Origin of the sequence: Actinoplanes sp. NPDC026623, assembly GCF_040638275.1 — a bacterium.
Taxonomy (GTDB): domain Bacteria; phylum Actinomycetota; class Actinomycetes; order Mycobacteriales; family Micromonosporaceae; genus Actinoplanes.
On record NZ_JBEZXZ010000069.1, the window covers coordinates 1 to 18,145 of the forward strand.

At 69.9% G+C, this 18,145-nt stretch carries 14 protein-coding genes; 5 read left to right on the forward strand and 9 right to left on the reverse strand.

The window, feature by feature from the left end:
• Positions 1 to 125 precede the first annotated feature (125 nt).
• Positions 126 to 2,522 (reverse strand): DNA helicase PcrA, encoded by a 2,397-nt coding sequence (pcrA, locus tag AB0F10_RS21200; protein WP_360627550.1) that lies wholly within the window; start codon positions 2,520 to 2,522, stop codon positions 126 to 128.
• A gap of 240 nt (positions 2,523 to 2,762) precedes the next feature.
• Here pcrA and AB0F10_RS21205 point away from each other — a divergent pair, with 240 nt between their 5' ends.
• Both AB0F10_RS21205 and AB0F10_RS21210 read left to right on the forward strand, forming a co-directional pair.
• Positions 2,763 to 4,613, forward strand: a complete 1,851-nt coding sequence (locus tag AB0F10_RS21205) for a bifunctional metallophosphatase/5'-nucleotidase (RefSeq protein ID WP_360627460.1) — start codon at positions 2,763 to 2,765, stop codon at positions 4,611 to 4,613.
• A 268-nt stretch (positions 4,614 to 4,881) separates the two neighbouring features.
• The gene (locus AB0F10_RS21210; protein WP_360627463.1) at positions 4,882 to 5,172 is read left to right on the forward strand and encodes a chorismate mutase; all 291 of its coding nucleotides are present in this window, start codon (positions 4,882 to 4,884) and stop codon (positions 5,170 to 5,172) included.
• Between the two features lie 74 nt (positions 5,173 to 5,246).
• Here AB0F10_RS21210 and AB0F10_RS21215 read toward each other — a convergent pair whose 3' ends face one another.
• The 7 genes from AB0F10_RS21215 to AB0F10_RS21245 form a co-directional block, all read right to left on the reverse strand.
• Entirely contained in the window at positions 5,247 to 6,263 is a 1,017-nt protein-coding gene (locus AB0F10_RS21215; protein WP_360627466.1) for a dipeptide ABC transporter ATP-binding protein, read from the reverse strand.
• Positions 6,260 to 7,291, reverse strand: a complete 1,032-nt coding sequence (locus tag AB0F10_RS21220) for an ABC transporter ATP-binding protein (protein ID WP_360627469.1) — start codon at positions 7,289 to 7,291, stop codon at positions 6,260 to 6,262. The genes AB0F10_RS21215 and AB0F10_RS21220 overlap by 4 nt, the downstream gene beginning before the upstream one ends.
• A gap of 7 nt (positions 7,292 to 7,298) precedes the next feature.
• The gene (locus tag AB0F10_RS21225) at positions 7,299 to 8,237 is read right to left on the reverse strand and encodes an ABC transporter permease (protein WP_360627472.1); all 939 of its coding nucleotides are present in this window, start codon (positions 8,235 to 8,237) and stop codon (positions 7,299 to 7,301) included.
• A complete protein-coding gene (locus tag AB0F10_RS21230; RefSeq protein WP_360627475.1) occupies positions 8,230 to 9,156 on the reverse strand; it encodes an ABC transporter permease in 927 nt (308 codons plus the stop codon). Before AB0F10_RS21230 ends, AB0F10_RS21225 begins: the two co-directional genes overlap by 8 nt.
• A 132-nt stretch (positions 9,157 to 9,288) precedes the next feature.
• Positions 9,289 to 10,920 (reverse strand): ABC transporter substrate-binding protein, encoded by a 1,632-nt coding sequence (locus AB0F10_RS21235; protein ID WP_360627478.1) that lies wholly within the window; start codon positions 10,918 to 10,920, stop codon positions 9,289 to 9,291.
• A 269-nt stretch (positions 10,921 to 11,189) separates the two neighbouring features.
• Positions 11,190 to 11,855, reverse strand: a complete 666-nt coding sequence (locus tag AB0F10_RS21240; protein WP_360627481.1) for a response regulator transcription factor — start codon at positions 11,853 to 11,855, stop codon at positions 11,190 to 11,192.
• Complete coding sequence (locus AB0F10_RS21245; protein ID WP_360627553.1) at positions 11,852 to 13,078, reverse strand: PspC domain-containing protein; 1,227 nt, start codon at positions 13,076 to 13,078, stop codon at positions 11,852 to 11,854. The genes AB0F10_RS21240 and AB0F10_RS21245 overlap by 4 nt, the downstream gene beginning before the upstream one ends.
• A 505-nt stretch (positions 13,079 to 13,583) precedes the next feature.
• Here AB0F10_RS21245 and AB0F10_RS21250 point away from each other — a divergent pair.
• The 3 genes from AB0F10_RS21250 (at position 13,584) to AB0F10_RS21260 (ending at position 16,826) form a co-directional block, all read left to right on the forward strand.
• Entirely contained in the window at positions 13,584 to 14,975 is a 1,392-nt protein-coding gene (locus AB0F10_RS21250) for a PspC domain-containing protein (RefSeq protein ID WP_360627485.1), read from the forward strand.
• Entirely contained in the window at positions 14,972 to 15,475 is a 504-nt protein-coding gene (locus AB0F10_RS21255) for a hypothetical protein (RefSeq protein WP_360627488.1), read from the forward strand. The genes AB0F10_RS21250 and AB0F10_RS21255 overlap by 4 nt, the downstream gene beginning before the upstream one ends.
• A gap of 106 nt (positions 15,476 to 15,581) precedes the next feature.
• The gene (locus AB0F10_RS21260) at positions 15,582 to 16,826 is read left to right on the forward strand and encodes a phosphatidylserine decarboxylase (RefSeq protein WP_360627491.1); all 1,245 of its coding nucleotides are present in this window, start codon (positions 15,582 to 15,584) and stop codon (positions 16,824 to 16,826) included.
• A 113-nt stretch (positions 16,827 to 16,939) separates the two neighbouring features.
• Here the strand turns inward: AB0F10_RS21260 and AB0F10_RS21265 are convergent, their stop codons facing one another.
• Positions 16,940 to 17,848 carry a CDP-alcohol phosphatidyltransferase family protein gene (locus tag AB0F10_RS21265; protein WP_360627494.1) on the reverse strand — a complete coding sequence of 303 codons (909 nt, stop codon included), beginning with the start codon at positions 17,846 to 17,848 and terminating at the stop codon, positions 16,940 to 16,942.
• Positions 17,849 to 18,145: the final 297 nt, after the last annotated feature.

Consider the following 18,145-nt stretch of genomic DNA (forward strand, 5'->3'; position numbering starts at 1 on the left):
CGGTCGACGACCGGGTCAACTCCCGGAGCCGAGCGCCGTCACCGGGACAAAGAACCAACGCGGCGGCAACAGACATGCCCCATTGTCCCGCACCCCCACCGTCAAATCACTTCAGACACGCCACACTAGAGCTTCTCGACCGGTGCGTGGCGCAGCACCAGCCACATCACCTGATCGCCGAAGTCGATCTGGGCGCGCGCCGATGGACCGTGGCCCTCGACCGTCACGACCCGGCCCAGGCCGTAGCGCTGGTGGTTGACCCGGTCGCCGGCCGACACCTTCGGCGTCTGCTTCATCTCGCTCGCCGTCGTCAGCCTGCTGGCGTCGACGCCGAGGCGCGACGCCAGCTGCTGGGCCTTGGGCGTGCCACCGGCGAAGCCGCCGCCGCGCCCGCGGTCTCCCCCGCCGCGCCCGCCGACGCCGCCGCCCGTGCCGGACCACGACGTGTAGGACCCGGCGGTGCGCTCCCAGCGCACCAGCTCGGGCGGCAACTCGTCGGTGAAGCGCGAGGGCGGGTTGTACTGCGGCTGGCCCCACGCCGACCGGGTCACCGCGCGGGACAGGTAGAGCCGCTGCCGGGCCCGGGTGATGCCGACGTAGGCGAGCCGGCGCTCCTCCTCGAGCTCGGCGTTGTCGCCGAGCGCGCGCATGTGCGGGAAGACGCCGTCCTCGAGACCGGTCAGGAAGACCACCGGGAACTCGAGGCCCTTCGCCGTGTGCAGCGTCATCAGGGTGACCACGCCCTGGTGGTCGGGGTCGTCGCTGGGGATCTGATCGGCGTCGGCGACGAGCGCGACCTGCTCGAGGAAGCCGGCCAGGGTGGCCGCCGGCGCGTCGTCGTCCTCCGCGGCCAGCGCCTCGACCCGCTCGGTGTATTCGCGGGCGACGCTGACCAGCTCCTGCAGGTTTTCCACCCGGCCCTGGTCCTGCGGGTCGAGGCTGTCCTCCAGTTCGGACAGCAGGCCCGAGCGCTGCAGGGCCGCCTCGAGCACCTCCTCGGGCGGCGCCGTCGTGGACTGCTCGCGCAGGTCGTCGAGGAGTTGCACGAAGTCGGCGATGCTGTTGGCCGCGCGGGTCGAGATGCCCGGCGCGTTCCTGGCGCCGCGCAGGGCCTGGCCGAAGGAGATGCGGTCGCGAGTGGACAGCGCCTCGACGCAGGCCTCGGCCCGGTCGCCGATGCCGCGGCGCGGGGTGTTGAGCACCCGGCGGATGCTGACCGTGTCGTCGTCGTTGACCACCGCGCGCAGGTAGGCCAGCGCGTCGCGGACCTCCTTGCGCTCGTAGAAGCGCACCCCGCCGACCACCTTGTAGGGCAGACCGACGCGGATGAACACCTCCTCGAAGACGCGCGACTGCGCGTTGGTGCGGTAGAAGACCGCGACATCGCCGGGGCGCACCTCGTGGTTGTCGCCGAGCCGGTCGATCTCGCGGGCCACCCAGTCGGCCTCGGCGTGCTCGGTGTCGGCCACATAGCCGACGATCTGCTCGCCGGCGCCCTGATCGCTCCAGAGCCGCTTGGGCTTGCGCGACGTGTTGCGGTCGATGACCGCGTTGGCCGCGGACAGGATCGTCTGGGTGGAGCGGTAATTCTGCTCCAGCAGGATCGTGCGCGCGTCCGGGTAGTCGCGCTCGAACTCGAGGATGTTGCGGATCGTCGCGCCGCGGAACGCGTAGATCGACTGGTCGGCGTCGCCGACGACGCAGAGCTCACCCGGCGGCAGGTCGCCACCCGCGGGCCCGACCAGCTCCTTGACCAGCATGTATTGCGCGTGGTTGGTGTCCTGGTATTCGTCGACGAGCACGTGCCGGAAGCGCCGCCGGTAGGCCTCGGCGACGTGCGGGTGCGACTGCAGCAGGTGCACCGTCGACATGATGATGTCGTCGAAGTCCAGCGCGTGCGCCTCGAGCAGGCGGCGCTGGTAAAGCACATATGCCTCCGCCACCGCGCGCTCGTTGGGGCCTTTCGCCCGGTTCTTGAACTCCTCGGGCTCGACCAGTTCGTTCTTCAGGTTCGACACCTGGGCGGCGAGGCCGCGAGCGGTGTAGCGCTTCGGATCGAGATCCAGCTCGCGGGCCACCATCTGCATCAGCCGGCGCGAGTCGTCGGCGTCGTAGATCGAGAACGTGCTCTTCAGCCCGGCGTGCTCGTGCTCGGCCCGCAGGATGCGCACGCACGCCGAGTGGAAGGTCGACACCCACATGAGCCGGGCCCGCGGGCCGACGAGCGCGGCGACCCGCTCCTTCATCTCGCCGGCGGCCTTGTTGGTGAAGGTGATCGCGATGATCTGGCCGGGATGCGCGTCCCGCTCGGCGAGCAGATAGGCGATCCGGTGGGTGAGCACCCGGGTCTTGCCCGAGCCCGCGCCGGCCACGATCAGCAGTGGCGAACCGGCGTGGGTAACGGCGTCGCGCTGCGGGGTGTTGAGGCCGACGAGCAGCGACTCGGGATCGAGCCGGCGGGCCGGTCTCTGCGGGGGCGGCCCCTGCTGCACGGGGGATCCTTCCTCCCGGACAGGCGGCATCGCGAACAGGGGCTGGGAGTTTTCCGGAAGGGCTCGCATCGCCGGACAAGTCTATGCCGCACCACCGACAATGTTCTCCGGGGCGGCCGCGCGATCGAGGGTCGGACATATGTCGTCGACCCTGGTCATCACGCCCCGCCGCAACCAAGCTGTCACCCATTAGTAGTAGCGCTGACCAGCGTCGATACACCAGGCTGTGTCAGTTGGTTGATCCGTAACCCGATCGGGAGACCCAATACTATGGACCACCCCCGCCGCCGCGGCTGGGCCGCGCCGCGTCATCTCGCCGTGCCGGCCCTCGCTCTCGCGGTCATCGCCACCCTGCCGATGACGCGCGCCGAGAACCCCGCCCAGGCCGCACAGCACCTGCCCGGCATGGCGCCCGCCAGCGTTTCCTACGGCCTGTCCGGCAAGACGGTCAAAGGCCAGTTCCTCAGCTACAACGACTTCCACGGCGCCATCGACCCGCCCGGCGGCAGCGGTGCGGCCGTGAACGGCACACCCGCCGGCGGTGTCGAATACCTCGCGACCTACCTCAAGAAGCTGCGCGCCGAGGCCGCCGCCGAGGGCCGGTCGACCCTGACCGTCGGCGCCGGTGACCTGATCGGCGGCACGCCGCTGGTCAGCGCGGCGTTCCACGACGAGCCGACGATCGAGCTGATGAACGAGGTCGGGCTGCAGGTGAGCTCGGTCGGCAACCACGAGTTCGACGAGGGCGTCGACGAGCTGCTGCGCATGCAGCACGGCGGCTGCCACCCGACCGACGGCTGCCAGGACGGCGACGGCTTCAAGGGCGCGAAGTTCACCTACCTCGCCGCCAACACGATCAGCAAGAAGACCGGCCTGCCGATCCTCCCGCCGATCGACATCAAGTTCGTGGGCGGCGTCCCGGTCGGCTTCGTCGGCCTGACCCTCGAGGGCACCGCCGGCATCGTCAACCCGGCCGGCATCAAGAACGTGCGCTTCGCCGACGAGGTCGAGACGGCCAACAAGTGGGGCGACCTGCTGAAGCTGTTCGGCGTCAAGGCGCAGGTGCTGCTCGTGCACGAGGGCGGCGCGCAGAGCGCGTCCGCGCAGGTCCCGGTCCCCGGCGTCTCCGACTGCAACAACTTCTCCGGTGCGATCACGCCGATCGTCGCCGGCCTGAACCCGGAGTTCGGCGTGGTGGTCTCGGGCCACACGCACCGCTTCTACTCCTGCACGCTGCCCAACTCGGCGGGCACCTCGGTCGTGACAAGCGCCGGCACCAACGGCCAGCTGATCACCGACATCGACTACTCGATCGACCGGCGCACCGGCCGCTTCGCCGAGGTGACGGCCAAGAACGTGGTCGTGGAGAACGGCGTCTCCGACGGCAAGGGCGGCTGGCTCAAGGACGCCGCCGGCGTTTTCCTGAAGAACCCGGCCACGGTCGACGCGAACGCGAAGAAGGTCGCCGACAAGTACCGCGCCGCGGTAGCCCCGCTCGCCAACCGGGTGGTCGGCACCATCACGGGCGACATCACCCGCACGGCCGGCGCCAACGGCGAGTCCCCGCTGGGCGACGTGATCGCCGACGCGCAGCTCGCCTGGACCCGGAGCAGCAACGCCCAGATCGCGCTGATGAACCCCGGCGGCATCCGCGCCGACTTCGACGCCGAGGCGTCGTCGGGCGGCGAGGCCAACGGCCAGGTCACGTACGGCGAGGCGTTCACCGTCCAGCCGTTCAACAACCTGGTGGTGACGCAGACCTTCACCGGTGCGCAGCTCAAGGACGTGCTGGAGCAGCAGTTCGTCGGCTTCGGCGGGCAGACCACCCAGCGCATCCTGCAGGTGTCCGCGAGCCTGACCTACACCTGGAACAGCACCGCCGCGGCGGGCTCGAAGGTCACGAACCTGGCCCTCAACGGCACGCCGATCGACCCCGCGGCCAGCTACCAGGTCACCACGAACGACTTCCTGGCCAACGGCGGCGACGGGTTCACCAACCTGACGCTGGGCACCGGCCGCACCACGGCGCCGGGCTTCGACGTCGACGCCCTGATCGGCTACCTGGGCGCCGGCGCCCCGGTCGCCCCGGGCCCGGCCAACCGCATCACGCGGGCGGGCTGAGCCCACCCGCAGCGGCAACCAATGCAAATTCGCTGGTTGAGCAGGACATTCCCACTGTTCGGGCCGTTTCCTTGCGAAGCGGCCCGGACCGGGGTCATACTCGCTGCGTGATCCAACAGGCGCGATTTTTTTACTACGGCACCGGAAGTCCGGCGACCGTAGGACGCGTCTGAACGACAGACCTACATCAAGCCCCGGGCTTCCGAGCCCGGGGCTTGATGCTGCCCGGGCCGGGCCGACCGGGGCGTCAGCACCCGAGGAGCACGACATGAACGCAGACCTGGTCGACCAGCCCACCGGCGCCGGCGCGGAGCCGGCCGCGGAGGAGATCAAGGCGATCCGCGAGCGCATCGACGAGATCGACCAGTCGCTCATCGACCTGTGGCTGGAGCGCTCGCGCCTGAGCCAGCAGGTCGGCCGCACCCGGATGGCATCGGGCGGCACCCGGCTGGTGCTCAGCCGCGAGCGGGAGATCGTGGAGCGTTTCCGCGAGGCCCTGGGCCCGGACGGCACCCAGGTGGCGTTGTTGCTGCTCCGCTCCGGTCGCGGACCCCTTTGACCCCGTACCCGATCATTTGATGGGTAAGAGAAGGGGCCCGCCGGATCGGCAGGCCCCTTCCTGGAACGCGATTCTCAGATTGCGTGCACCACGTCGCGGGGTTCCGCGAAGTGGCAGGCGCTCGGGTGCGACGAGCGCTCCCGGATCTGCAGCAGGGGCTCCTGCTCGGCGCAGACCGACCGGGCCTTCCAGCAACGGGTCCGGAACCGGCAACCCGACGGCGGGTTGGCCGGCGACGGGACGTCGCCCTCCAGCACGATCTCGTCGCGGCGCCCGCGCAGCCGCGGGTCCGGGACCGGCACCGCGGACAGCAGCGCCTGGGTGTAAGGGTGGGTCGGCTGCTCGTAGATCTGCTCGTCGTTGCCGATCTCCACGATCTTGCCCAGGTACATGACCGCGACCCGGCTCGAGATGTGCCGGACCACGGACAGGTCGTGGGCGATGAAGATGTAGGACAGGCCGAAGTCCTTCTGCAGGCCCTCCAGCAGGTTCATGACCTGGGCCTGGATGGACACGTCGAGCGCCGAGACGGGCTCGTCGCAGACGATGATCTCCGGCTTCAGGGCCAGCGCGCGGGCGATGCCGATGCGCTGACGCTGGCCGCCCGAGAACTGGTGCGGGTACCGGTTGACGTGGTCGGGGTTGAGGCCGACCGTGTCGAGCAGGTCCTGCACCGCCCGGCCGCGACCCTTGCGGGGCGTGACCTCGGGGTGGATCTCGAAGGGCTCGCCGATGATGTCGCCGACCGTCATGCGGGGGTTCAGCGACGTGTAAGGGTCCTGCAGCACCATCTGGATGTTGCGGCGGGCCCGGCGCAGCTTGCCGCCGCTGAGCTTGACCATGTCCTCGCCGCGGACCTTGATCTCGCCCGAGGTCGGCTTCTCGAGGCCGACCAGCAGCTTGGCCAGGGTCGACTTGCCACAGCCCGACTCGCCCACGACGCCGAGCGTCTCGCCCCGGCCCAGCTGGATGTCCACGCCGTCGACCGCGCGGACCGCGCCGACCTTCGACTTGAAGACGATGCCCTGGGTGATCGGGAAGTGCTTCACCAGACCCTTGGTCTCGAGCACTACTTCATTGCGGTCGCTCATTCGCCCACGACCTCCCTCCAGAAGTGGCAACGGGCCGTGCGGCCCGGCGCGACGAAGTACGGCTCCGGCGCCGGGTTCTGCCGGCAGATATCCTGGGTGTAGGTGCAGCGCGGGTTGAAGGCGCAGCCCTTAGGGATGTCGGTCAGCGCGGGCGGGAGGCCCTTGATGACCTTGAGCTCGCGGCCCTTCATGTCGAGCCGCGGGATCGACTCGAGCAGCGCCTTCGTGTACGGGTGCGCCGGTCGCGCGTAGATGTCGTAGACCGGCGCCTCCTCGACGACCCGGCCCGCGTACATCACCGAGATGCGGTCCGCGACGTCGGCGACCACGCCCATGTCGTGGGTGATGAGGATGAGGCCCATGTTGCGCTGGCGCTGCAGGTCGGCCAGCAGGCCCATGATCTGCGCCTGCACGGTCACGTCGAGCGCCGTGGTGGGCTCGTCGGCGATCAGCACCTCGGGGTCAAGCGCCAGCGCCATCGCGATCATCACGCGCTGGCGCATACCGCCGGAGAACTGGTGCGGGTAGTCGCCGATCCGGGTCTTCGCGGCCGGAATCTTGACCTGGTCGAGCAGCTCGATGGAGCGCCGCTTGGCGTCGGCCCGGGACATGCCGCGGTGCACCCGGAACAGCTCGGACATCTGATAGCCGATGGAGAACACCGGGTTCAGTGCCGACAGCGCGTCCTGGAAGATCATCGCGATCTGGTTGGCGCGCACCTTGCGGCGCTCGTTCTCGGGCAGCTTCAGCAGGTCGATGCCGCGGTACTTGACCTCGCCCTTGGTGATGAAGCCGGGCGGGCTCTCGAGGATGCCCATGATCGCCTGCGCGGTCACGGACTTGCCGCAGCCGGACTCGCCGAGGATGGCGAGGGTCTCGCCGGGCGACAGCACGAAGTTCGCACCGTTGACGGCGCGCGCGACGCCGTACTGGGTGCGGAACTCCACGTGCAGGTCGTTGATCTCGAGCAGCGGTGCGTGCGGATCGAGGCCGGGCAGGACGTCGATCTGCGCCTTGATATCGGTCATGTCGCGGTCACCGCAGCTTCGGGTCGAAGGCGTCGCGGATGGCGTCGCCCAGCATGATGAAGGCCAGCACAGTGGCCGCGAGGAATACGGAAGGCCAGATCAGCGGGGCGGACGCGGTCCGGACGTACGGACCGGCCTCGGCGATCGCGATGCCCCAGGAGATGGCGCCGTTCTTGAGCCCGATGCCGAGGAACGACAGCGTGGCCTCGGTGGCGATGTTCGTACCCAGCAGGATCGTCAGCACCACGATGAACGAGGCGATCGAGTTCGGCAGGACGTGCCGCATCATGATGCGGCCCGGACCGGCGCCGAGCATCCGGGCGGCCGCGACGTAGTCCTGATTCTTCGACGTGATCACCGCGGACCGCATGATGCGGGCGGCCGTCGTCCAGCCCAGCACGCCCAGCGTGACGGTCACGGCGACGATGCCGGTGCTGTTCGGGTCCGCCGACAGGCGCCGCGCGAGGACGATCGCGGCGAGCAGGAACGGCACGCCGAGGACGATGTCGATGCCGCGGGACAGCAGCGCGTCGAGCCAGCCTCCGGCATAACCGGAGCTGAGCCCGAAGGCCAGGCCGATGATTCCCGAGAGCAGCGTGGCGAGCACGCCGACCACGATCGAGGCGCGAGCGCCGTAGATGGTCTTGGCGTAGACGTCGCAGCCCTGGAAGTCGTAGCCGAAGAACGCGTTGCCGCTGGCCGGGGCGTGCTGGCGGCTCAGCGCACAGTCACGCGGATCCCCCGCGCCGAACAGCGACGGGAAGGCCGACATCGCCAGGATGATCACGACCAGGACGGCCGAGAACCAGAAGATCTTGTTGCGCCGCAGATCGATCCAGGCGTCGCCGGCGAGGCTGCGCGGCTTGTCGCGCTTGCCGGCGTGCTTCGGCTCCTGAAGCTGCCCGATCGGGCCTTCGGCCGCCATTACCGCTTCAAGATCACTCATAACGAATCCTCGGGTCCAGTACGGCGTACAGCAGGTCCACCAGCAGGTTCACGACCAGGAAGACGATGACGAGGATGCTGACGAAGCCGACAACCAGCGGCCCGTCCTCCGTCGTGATACCTCGGAAGAGATTGAACCCGACGCCGGGGATGTTGAAGATCTTCTCGGTGACGATGGCGCCGGACATCAGGCCGCCGATGTCAACACCGATGAGCGTAACCACGGGGATGAGCGAGTTTCGCAATACGTGCACGCCGATCACCCGCTTGCGGGACAGACCCTTGGCCCGGGCCGTGCGAACGTAGTCGGAGCGCAGGTTCTCGGCGACCGACGAGCGGGTGACCCGCAGCTCGGTCGCGATCACGAGGCTGCCGAGGACCAACGCGGGCAGCAACAGCGCCCAGAACGTCGGATTCGCTCCGGCGGTCGGCGGGAACCAGCCCAGCTTGACGGCGAAGAGCAGCTGCGAGACCGGTGCGAGCACCACGATCGGCAGGGAGAGGATGATCAGCGTGATCACCAGGGTCACGTTGTCGAACGTGCTGCCCCGGCGGATGCCGGAGATGACGCCGGCTACGACCGCGATCGTCGCGGCGATGACCATCGCGATGATCGCCAGCCGGATGGTCACCGGCCAGGCCTGCGCCATCATCTCGCTGATCTTCCGACCGGTCAGCGAGGTGCCGAAATCGCCCTGCAGCATGCCCTTCATGTAGTACCAGTACTGAACGAGGAAGGGCTCGTCGAGGTGGTAGCGCTCGGTCAGCGCGATACGCACGTTCTCGGTCAAGGGCTTCTCGCCCACCAACGCTTGGAGGGGGTTGTCCTGGTTGGCGAACATCAGCGCATACACGATGAAGGTGGCTCCGAAAAACGTCAGAACCATCTGAAGTAGGCGCCGCACGATGTAGCGGAACATACGGATTTAGCCTCTTCCGCGGAAGATGCGCCGCCGAGCCTTGTGGGCGCGGCGGCTATAAGTAGGGGAACACAGCGGTGGCGCCACGGTTTCACATAATCCGTGGCGCCACTACTGCACTAACGGCCTGGATCAGTTACTAACTTCGATCTTGTAAAGATCGACCTTCGAGAACAGGTCCATGCTGACGTTCTTGACCTTCTGCGAGTGGCCGAACACGTTCTGACCGAAGCGCAGCGGGATGACCGGCATGTCCTGGGCGAGAATATCCTCGGCCGCCTGCCACTTGGCAATGGCCTCGTCGGTCGTCTTGGCCGCCGAACCCTCCTTGACCAGGCTGTCGAACGCCGGGTTGGAGTAGCCGTAGTAGTTGGAGGAACCACCGGTGCCGTACAGCGGGCCGAGGTAGTTCTCCATCAGCGGGTAGTCCATGCCCCAGGCGAGGCGGATGAGGCCGACCGGGTCCTTCTTCTCGACCTTGGTGAGGAGGTCGGCGAACTTGGGCTCGCCGACGCCCGTGCACTCGATGCCGAGCGACGCCTTGATCTGGTTGCACATGGCGTCGACCCACGCCTTGTGGCCACCATCGGCGTTGTAGGTGATCTGGATCTTCGCAGGACCCTTGGCGGCGGTGTAGAGCTCCTTGGCCTTCGCCGGGTCGTACTTGCAGTTGTCACCGCAGGTGTTGTCGCGGTAACCGGCAACCACCGGGGACACGAACGACGTGGCCGGCGTCTGCGAGCCGTAGAAGATCTGGTCGGTCATCTCCTGGCGGTTGACCGCCATGGAGAGGGCGCGCCGGACGTCCTTGTTGGCGAAGTTCTTGTCGAACGTCGGGAAGCCGACGAACGCGAAGTAGGAGCTCGGGCTCTTCTGGAAACGGTCACCCAGGTCGCCGGGCGCGGCGGCCAGGCTCTCGATCGGGATGGTCGTCTGCACGTCGACGTTCTCCGCGAGGAGGTCGGCGTACTCGGCCTTCTGGTCCTGGTAGATCTTCCAGGTCACGCCGTCGATCTTGGGGGCGGTGCCCTTGAAGCCGTCGACCTTCTCGACCACGATCTGGGAGTCGTGCTGCCAGGTGCCCTTCATCTTGAAGGGACCGTTACCGATGATCGCGTCCTCGAAGCCGTCGGCGATGACGCCGGGGGCGGAGAAGGCGGCCTTCGGCAGCGGCAGGAAGGCGTTGTAGCCCATGACCGACTCCCAACCGGCGAAGGGCGCCGACAGGGTCACCGTGAAGGTGGTGTCGTCGACCTTCTTCAGACCGGTCAGGGTCTTGGCCTTGGGCTCGGGGGCCTTCTTCGGGCCGTCCTCGTCCGGGTCGACCGACTGCAGGTCGGCGTAGCCCTCGATGCGCTCGTAGAAGTACGACGCGCCCTGGCCGTTGGGGCCGTAGGCGCCGTAGTTCCAGGCGTCGATGAAGTTATCGGCGATGACGGGCTCGCCGTTGCTGAACGTGAAGCCCGGCTTCAGCTTCACCGTCCAGACCTTGTTGTCGTCCGAGGTGACCGACTCGGCGCCGACCTCGATCGGCTTGCTCTGCGCGTCGAAGTCGATGAGGGGGTAGAACAGCGAGGCGAGTACCTGGGCGCCGCTCGACTCAGTCGTGTTCGACGGAATCAGGTGCTGCGGCTCTGAGATACCAATGACGATGGTGTTGGAGGTGGAGTCGGTGTCCTCCGACCCACCACCAGAGCAGCCAGCGGCCAACAAGGCGATGGCGGTCGCGCCGACCGCCATCTTCCATGGACGATTCCCGAGCATGGGAGTTACTCCTTCAAGGGCGCTCACGAGGGGTTGTGTGAGTAGAGGACACCTTCGCACAGGGCCACTAGGCCATGGCTGCGCCGTTATCAAGCCGATATTCGCCTGATGCGGCTCCGTCGCTGCACAAAGATCATCTGTTCGGCCAGCTTCATGCCACTGACCTCGCGTTTAAGGTTCACTGTAGTGGCTCAGTAACTTTGAGTATCCGGTACGCCCGCTTTGCCGGGCATAGGGCAAAAATACCTGTCCGGACGGTTAGCCTGCCACTAGACGAGTCGGCGATCTGCCGCCCACCTCGACAGCTCGTAACGGTTGGACATCTGCAGCTTCCGCAGGACGTTCGACACGTGCGTCTCCACCGTTTTGATCGAGATGAACAGCTCCTTGGCGATCTCCTTGTAGGCGTAGCCCCGGGCGAGCAGCCGCAGCACCTCGCGCTCGCGGTTGGTGAGCTGATCCAGCTCGGGGTCCGCGACGGGCACGTCCGGGCGCGACGCGAACGCGTCCAGCACGAAACCGGCGAGCCGCGGGCTGAACACCGCGTCGCCCTCGGCCACCCGCTTGATCGCCGCGGCGAGCTCGTCCGGCGAGATCGTCTTCGTCACGTAGCCGCGGGCACCGGCCCGGATCAGGCCGATGACGTCCTCGGCGGCGTCGGAGACGGACAGGGCCAGGAACTTGACCTGCGGATGCGTGCGCCGCATCGCGTCCAGCACGGCACGGCCGCCGCCGTCGGGCATGTGCACGTCGAGCAGGACCACGTCGGGGGAGGTCGCGGCGATCCGGGCGACTGCCTCCGCCACCGAACTGGCCTCGCCGACCACGTCCACGTGCGCGCCCAGCTCGGCGCGGACGCCGGCCCGGAACATCGCGTGGTCGTCGACCAGGAAGACGGTCAGCCGCCGGTTCTCCTCGGCTACAGGCTCGGTCATCGTGCAGTCTCCTTTCCGGCGGAGACGCTCTCCCGCGAAGCGGGCAGCGTCAGGCGTACCTCGGTGCCGTCGCCGGGCGCGCTGCGGATCTCGGCCTTGCCGCCGTGCCGCCGCATCCTCCCGACGATCGAGCCGCGGACGCCGTGCCTCGTATCCTCCACCTCGGCGGGGTCGAAACCGGCACCCCGGTCACGAACGAACACACTCAACTCGTCGGCCTCGACCTCGGCATAGAGCGACACGGTCTCCACCCCGGCGTGCCGGGCCGCGTTCACCAGCGCCTCGCGCGCGGCGGCGACCAGCGCGGCGACCCTTTCGTCACACTCCGTATCACCGACCACCACCGCCTCGACCGAGATCGCGTAGGTGTCCTCGACCTCGGCGGCCGCCTGCTCGAGCGCCGCCGCGAACCGTTCGGTGGGCGAAGCCATCGGCTTGTACAGCCAGTTGCGGAGGCTGCGTTCCTGGCCCCGGGCCAGCCGCTGCACCTCTTTGATGTCCGCGGAGTTGCGCTGGATCAGGGCGAGCGTGTGCAGCACCTGATCGTGAATCATGGCCGCGACCTCGGCACGCTCCTGCTCGCGGATGCGGCCCTCGCGCTCCGAGCGCAGCTGGCTGAACGTGCGCCAGAGCAGCGGGGCCACCACGACACCGACGCCGAGCAGGCCGACCAGCGCGAAGATCACGCCGTTGAAGACGGTGCTGAGATTGCCGGCGGGTGCGTAGACGGCCAGCACCCCGATGACCCCGACCGCGACCAGCACGCCGCCGCCGATGAACCTGAACAGGAACGAGCGACGGTCACTCTCCGCCACGACGGCGGCGAGCCAGGGCGCCCGCGTGTCGTCCGCGCCCTCGCCCCGGCGGGTCGGATCGGACTGGTGCCAGATCACCCCGGCGCCGACCGCCGTGACCGCGACCAGCCAGCCCGCCGTGCCGGCGACGCCGTTGCCGCCGAAGGCCAGGGCCTGCAGCAGGATGACGCCGAGGCCGATCGCGCCGAACGGCAGCAGGAGCGCCAGGTCCCGGCGGGTGCGCTGGGTGCCGGTGGGAAGCTGCTGCGGCAGCACGGCCCAGAAGACCGCGTAGAGCATCAGGCCGAGGCCGTTGAAACCGAGCAGGAGCACCAGGGCGATACGCACCGCGGTGACCGGTACGCGCAGGTGACGCGCGATACCGGAGGCGACACCGGCGATGACACGGTGATCGCGCGGCCGGTACAGGCGGCGCGGCTGTGGTGCGGCGGCGGCGGTGATCGCTCCTCCTCCAGGCTCGGGGCACGGCGGAAAATCCGGCCCGTTCGATCGTCACACGCGCGGCCGGTGACGACCACGGGGTAACTCCCCTATCCGCGGGCCCTGGAGATCTCAGGGTGGCGTCAGGGTCGCCGCCTGAGGCGGCTCGGGTAGGGGTGCCCCCAGTATCGAAGGCATGACCGACGAAGCTGCCCAGTCCCGCGAAGCTTCCGGGTCGTCGCAGGACGCTCCGGCACCTTCCGCCGTACCTTCGGCGTCCGACGCACCGCCCGCGGCCTACGAGCCGCCGGCCGCGGACGCGCCCACCGCGGCAGACCCGCCCCCTCCGCCGCCGCCCGGTGCCGCCGCGCCTCCCGGCGCCGAGCCGCCACCGGGCGCCCAGCCGCCTCCCGGTGCCCAACCGCCTCCCGGTGCGCAGCCGCCGCCACCCGGTGCACAGCCGCCGCCATGGTTCGGCGCGCCGGACGGGCCCGTGTTTGCCCGCGAGCGGCTGATCCGGCCCGCCCGCGGCCGATACATCGCCGGCGTCTCCGGCGCGATCGCCAACGCCACCAACACCGACCCCGTGCTCTGGCGCGTGCTGCTGGCCGTGCTCGGCTTCTTCGGCGGCATCGGCGTGCTGGTCTACCTGGTCGGCTGGCTGCTGATCCCGGCCGAGGGCGACACCGCCTCCCCGATCGAGTCGCTGCTCGGCCGCGGCCGCTCGGCGATGGCGCCGCTGTCGATCGTGCTGGTCGGCGCGGCCGCGGTGCTGACCTTCGCGTTCGTCGTCGGCGACGGCTTCCGGGCGACCCTGCTGGCCGCGGCGGTCCTGGTCGGCGGCGCGCTGGTCGTCAAGCGCAACGGCCGGCTGAACGCGAACCGGAACGCCACCGAGCCGGGCCCGGCACCGGCCGATCCCTGGTCGGCGGCGAGCGCCGCCCCGTTTCCGCCGGCATCGGCACCCGCGGCGCCCGCCGCCGGGACGCCGGGCGACGAGCGGACCGCGGCGTTCCCGGCCTCGGCCGCACCGGCCGGCGAGCCGGTGACCCCGCCGCTGCCGCCCCGGCCCCCGAACTACAGCCCGCCGGCCCCGGCCGGGCCCGGCGTCACGCCGCCGAGCTACACGCACGCGGCGTACATCCCGCCCAGCACGTCGTACGCGCCGCCGACGGGTGGCTACCGGCCGCCGTTCGCCCCGCACGGCCCCTGGGCGCACCAGGGCGCCGGACCGGCGGTGCACCCGCCGAGGCCGCCCCGGCCGCCCCGGCCGCCCAAGCAGCGCCGGGAGCGCTCGAAGCTCGGCCGGATCACGTTCTTCATGATCGTGATGGTCATGGGCCTCCTGACCCTGATCGACCTGGCCGGCGTGAACGTCTCGGTCTCGGCGTACTTCGCGGCCGCGCTCACCACGATCGCCCTCGGCCTGATCGTGGGCGCCTGGTTCGGCCGGGCCCGCGGGCTCATCTTCCTGGCGGTGCTCGCCAGCTTCGGCCTCGCCGTCTCCAGCGGCGCCGAGACCTGGGGCGGCGAACTGGGCAACAGCTCGTACCGGCCGCGGACCATCGGCGCGATCGCCGACCGCTACGACTTCACCATCGGCTCCGCCACCCTGGACCTGCGCGCGGTCGACTTCACCGGCAAGGAGCAGATCACCACGGTCTCGATGAAGGTCGGCCAGGTGCGGATCCTGCTGCCCGACAACGTCGACGCCACCGCCACCGTCCGGATGGACGGCGGCCGGGCACGGATCTTCGGCCGCTCGTGGGAGGGCAACGACCTCGGCTCGCAGGAGATCACGGATCTCGGTGCGGACGGCGCCGGGGGCGGCAAGCTGCGGCTGAACATCGAAATGAACACCGGCGACGTGGAGGTGGCCCGATGAAGCCGCACCGTACAGACGGCATCTCGCTGAGTTTCGGCCTGATCTTCCTGCTGATCGCGGTCTGGTGGGCGATCACCCGGGTGATCTCGGTCCAGCTGCCCGCCGTGGGCTGGCTGGTGGCCGGCGGCCTGATCCTGTTCGGCGTGATCGGGCTGCTCGGCGCGATCCGCTCCGGCAAGCGGGCCGAGGTGCCCGCCCCGGTGCAGGCGGAGGCCCAGGTGGAGACGCCCGGCGACCTGCCACCCGGCATGCACGCCGACATCGTCCGCGAGCTGCTCGACAACCCGGCGGACCGGACCGACCTGAACCCGGCGTACCTGCGGCACCCGGTCACCACGCCGCCGGCCGCGGAATCACCGGCTCCCCCCGCCCCGAAGCCGGCCTCGGCACCGCCGGCACCGGCATCGCAGGCACCGCAGGCACCGCAGGCACCGCAGGCACCGCAGGCACCGGCGGCGACGGCGGACGAGGACACCGGCGAGCTACCGCAGCGCGACTGACAGCTAACACGCCGTCCGCAGGTCACACCAACGGGTGAGACCTGCGGGCGGCGCCATATGCTCTTCGAGCAGAGGAAATCCGACAGCGCGAGGAGCCCGTACCGCCATGACGCCGTTTCCCGCCGTGTCCACCGCGCCTGTGACCGGCGTCGGCCCACGCGCCGCACGCGCGCTTACCGCCGAGTTCGCCCGGCACAACGCCGCCACCACGGCCCTGGTCATCGGGGCCGACCACGCGTCGGCCGTGGTCGCCGCTGCCATCGAGGCGCTGCTGCCCGGCGACAACCTCACCCTGGTCGCGGGCGTTCGCAGCACCGCCGACCTGCTCCGCGACCACATCGCCGGGCTGGGCAGCTGGGTCTCGGACCGGGTCCGGATCCTGGACTCGCTCGCCGAGGCCTCCCCGGCCGACGTGGTCATCCTGGGCGAGCCGCTGACCGGCACCGCCGACGAGACCCGCGCGGTGCTGGACAGCCTGGGCAAATACCTGACCGAGGGCGCGGTCGTCTCCGTGGCGACCCCCGCCGTGCCCGGACGCACCGGCGGCGCGGCCGCCGAGTTGTTCCGGCAGAGCGCGCTGTTCGGGGTCGGCACCGACCTGGTGGCCCGCAACCAGCCGCCGCTGCGCGTGCACCGGCTGCGCTTCAGCCAGGCCGACACCAGGGTGGCCGCGACGCTGGCGCCGGCCTACCGCCCGTCCAGCGTGCCGGTCACCCGCACGATGCACATCGACTCCAACGGCGTCGCCGCGGCGGGCATCGCGCTCGGCCTGGCCGCGCTGGCCCGCAGCGCCCGGCCCAAGTCGAAGCTGTGGCTGATCCCGGCCCTGGCCGCGTTCCCCGTGGCGGCCTTCTTCCGCGACCCCGAGCGCGACATCCCCGCCGACCCGAACGCGATCGTGGCGGCCAGCGACGGCCGGGTGCTGTCGGTGGAGCGCCTGACCGACGAGCGCCTCGGCGAGGGCGAGTTCCTCCGCATCGCGGTCTTCCTGTCGGTGCTGGACGTGCACGTCAACCGGATGCCGGTGGCCGGCCGGGTCACGGACTACTTCGTGATCGACGGCGGCTACGCCAACGCGATGACTGCGGCCGCCGAGCACAACGTGGCGGCGTACACGGTGCTGGACACCGACCACGGCACGGTCGCGGTGGCGCAGCGGACGGGCCTGATCGCCCGCCGGATCGTGCAGCGCACCCCGGTGGGCACGCTGGTGGCCCGGGGCGAGCGGATGGGGCTGATCCGCTTCGGCTCCCGCACGGACGTCTACCTGCCGGCCGACCGGGCCGAGGCCCGGGTCGCGGTCGGCGACAAGGTCATCGGCGGCGGCTCGGTCATCGCCCGCTGGCTCTAACCGGTACGTGCGGATCGGCGGAGCCGCCGGTCCGCATCACCCGGCTTACCTACCAACGTCGAAAGGCCGCCTCCCCAAACGGGGAAGGCGGCCTTTCGCTACAACTCGGAGCTTTAGGCGGTGCGGCGGGTCCGCAGCCACAGGAGCGGGCCGCTGACCAGGTACGCGGCCACGACCAGCACGAACGTCAGGCGCGCGTTGACCAGGGCGCCGACGATCGGGAGCAGCCACAGCCACGGCGGGAGCTTCACGAGCCGGGCCAGCTTCGCGTAAGGGAAGCTGGAGACCATCGCGAACGCCATCAGCGCCACCCCGCCGAGCACCACGACGCCGGGCAGCGGCAGGCCGATCAGCACGGCGAGCGCCAGCACCGCGGCGGCCATCGTCGTCGGCACGCCGGAGAAGAACCGGCCGTCCTTCGGCGAGACGTTGAACCGGGCCAGCCGGATCGCGGCGCAGCCGGTCACCAGGATGCAGGCCACCGCGGCGAACGCGGTCGGCACGGTGTGCGCGAACGAGGCGTAGACCACGACCGGCGCGGCCAGGCCGAACGAGCACATGTCGGCCAGCGAGTCCATCTGCGCGCCGAACGGGCTGGAGACGCCCAGCTTGCGGGCCAGGGCGCCGTCGAGGCCGTCGAAGCCGACGCAGGCCACCAGGCAGGCGGCCGCGATGCGGGTGTCGCCCTGCATGGCCAGGAAGATCGCGAGCAGGCCGAGGCCGAGGCTGGCCAGGGTGCAGGCGTTGACCAGCGCGAAGCTGATGCGGCGGCGCAGGGTGTGCTCGCCGGGCAGCAGCGAGGCCGAGTCGGCCTCGACGATGACCGGAGCCGCCGTCGGCGCGGGGCCGTGGCTGCCGGAGGTGGCGACCGCACGACTGCGGGCATAGGGGGCGGGGAGAAGCTCGGTGCCGGTGTAAATCACCTCGGCCCGGGTTGCGGTGGCGGCGCGGCCGGCGTCGCCGGACCTGCGTCCCACGCGCACCAGAAGGGCTTGCCGCGCAATCGTTCCGCCGCGGCGCAACCGACCTGCCCAACGACGCCCGGCGGGACGGGGACTATCCGTCGTGCGCCGCCGGCGCCAAGGGGTTCTCGGCACGTGCTCCTCCATCTTGGGGTCGGTATCCCCGGCGGCTAGAGCCGGTCCGGGGTGCTGCCCTTCGCCCGTACGTCTACGGACAGTCATGTTAGGCGGGTTACACAATCGCATAGCCGAGCGATCTTGGCGATAGACCTCGAAGACCTCTTCAGCGTCTCGTGCAACGACATCCTCTTGAGTTCTGTTCCGCCGACGAACGCGGGAGGCACCCGCACTGCCTGG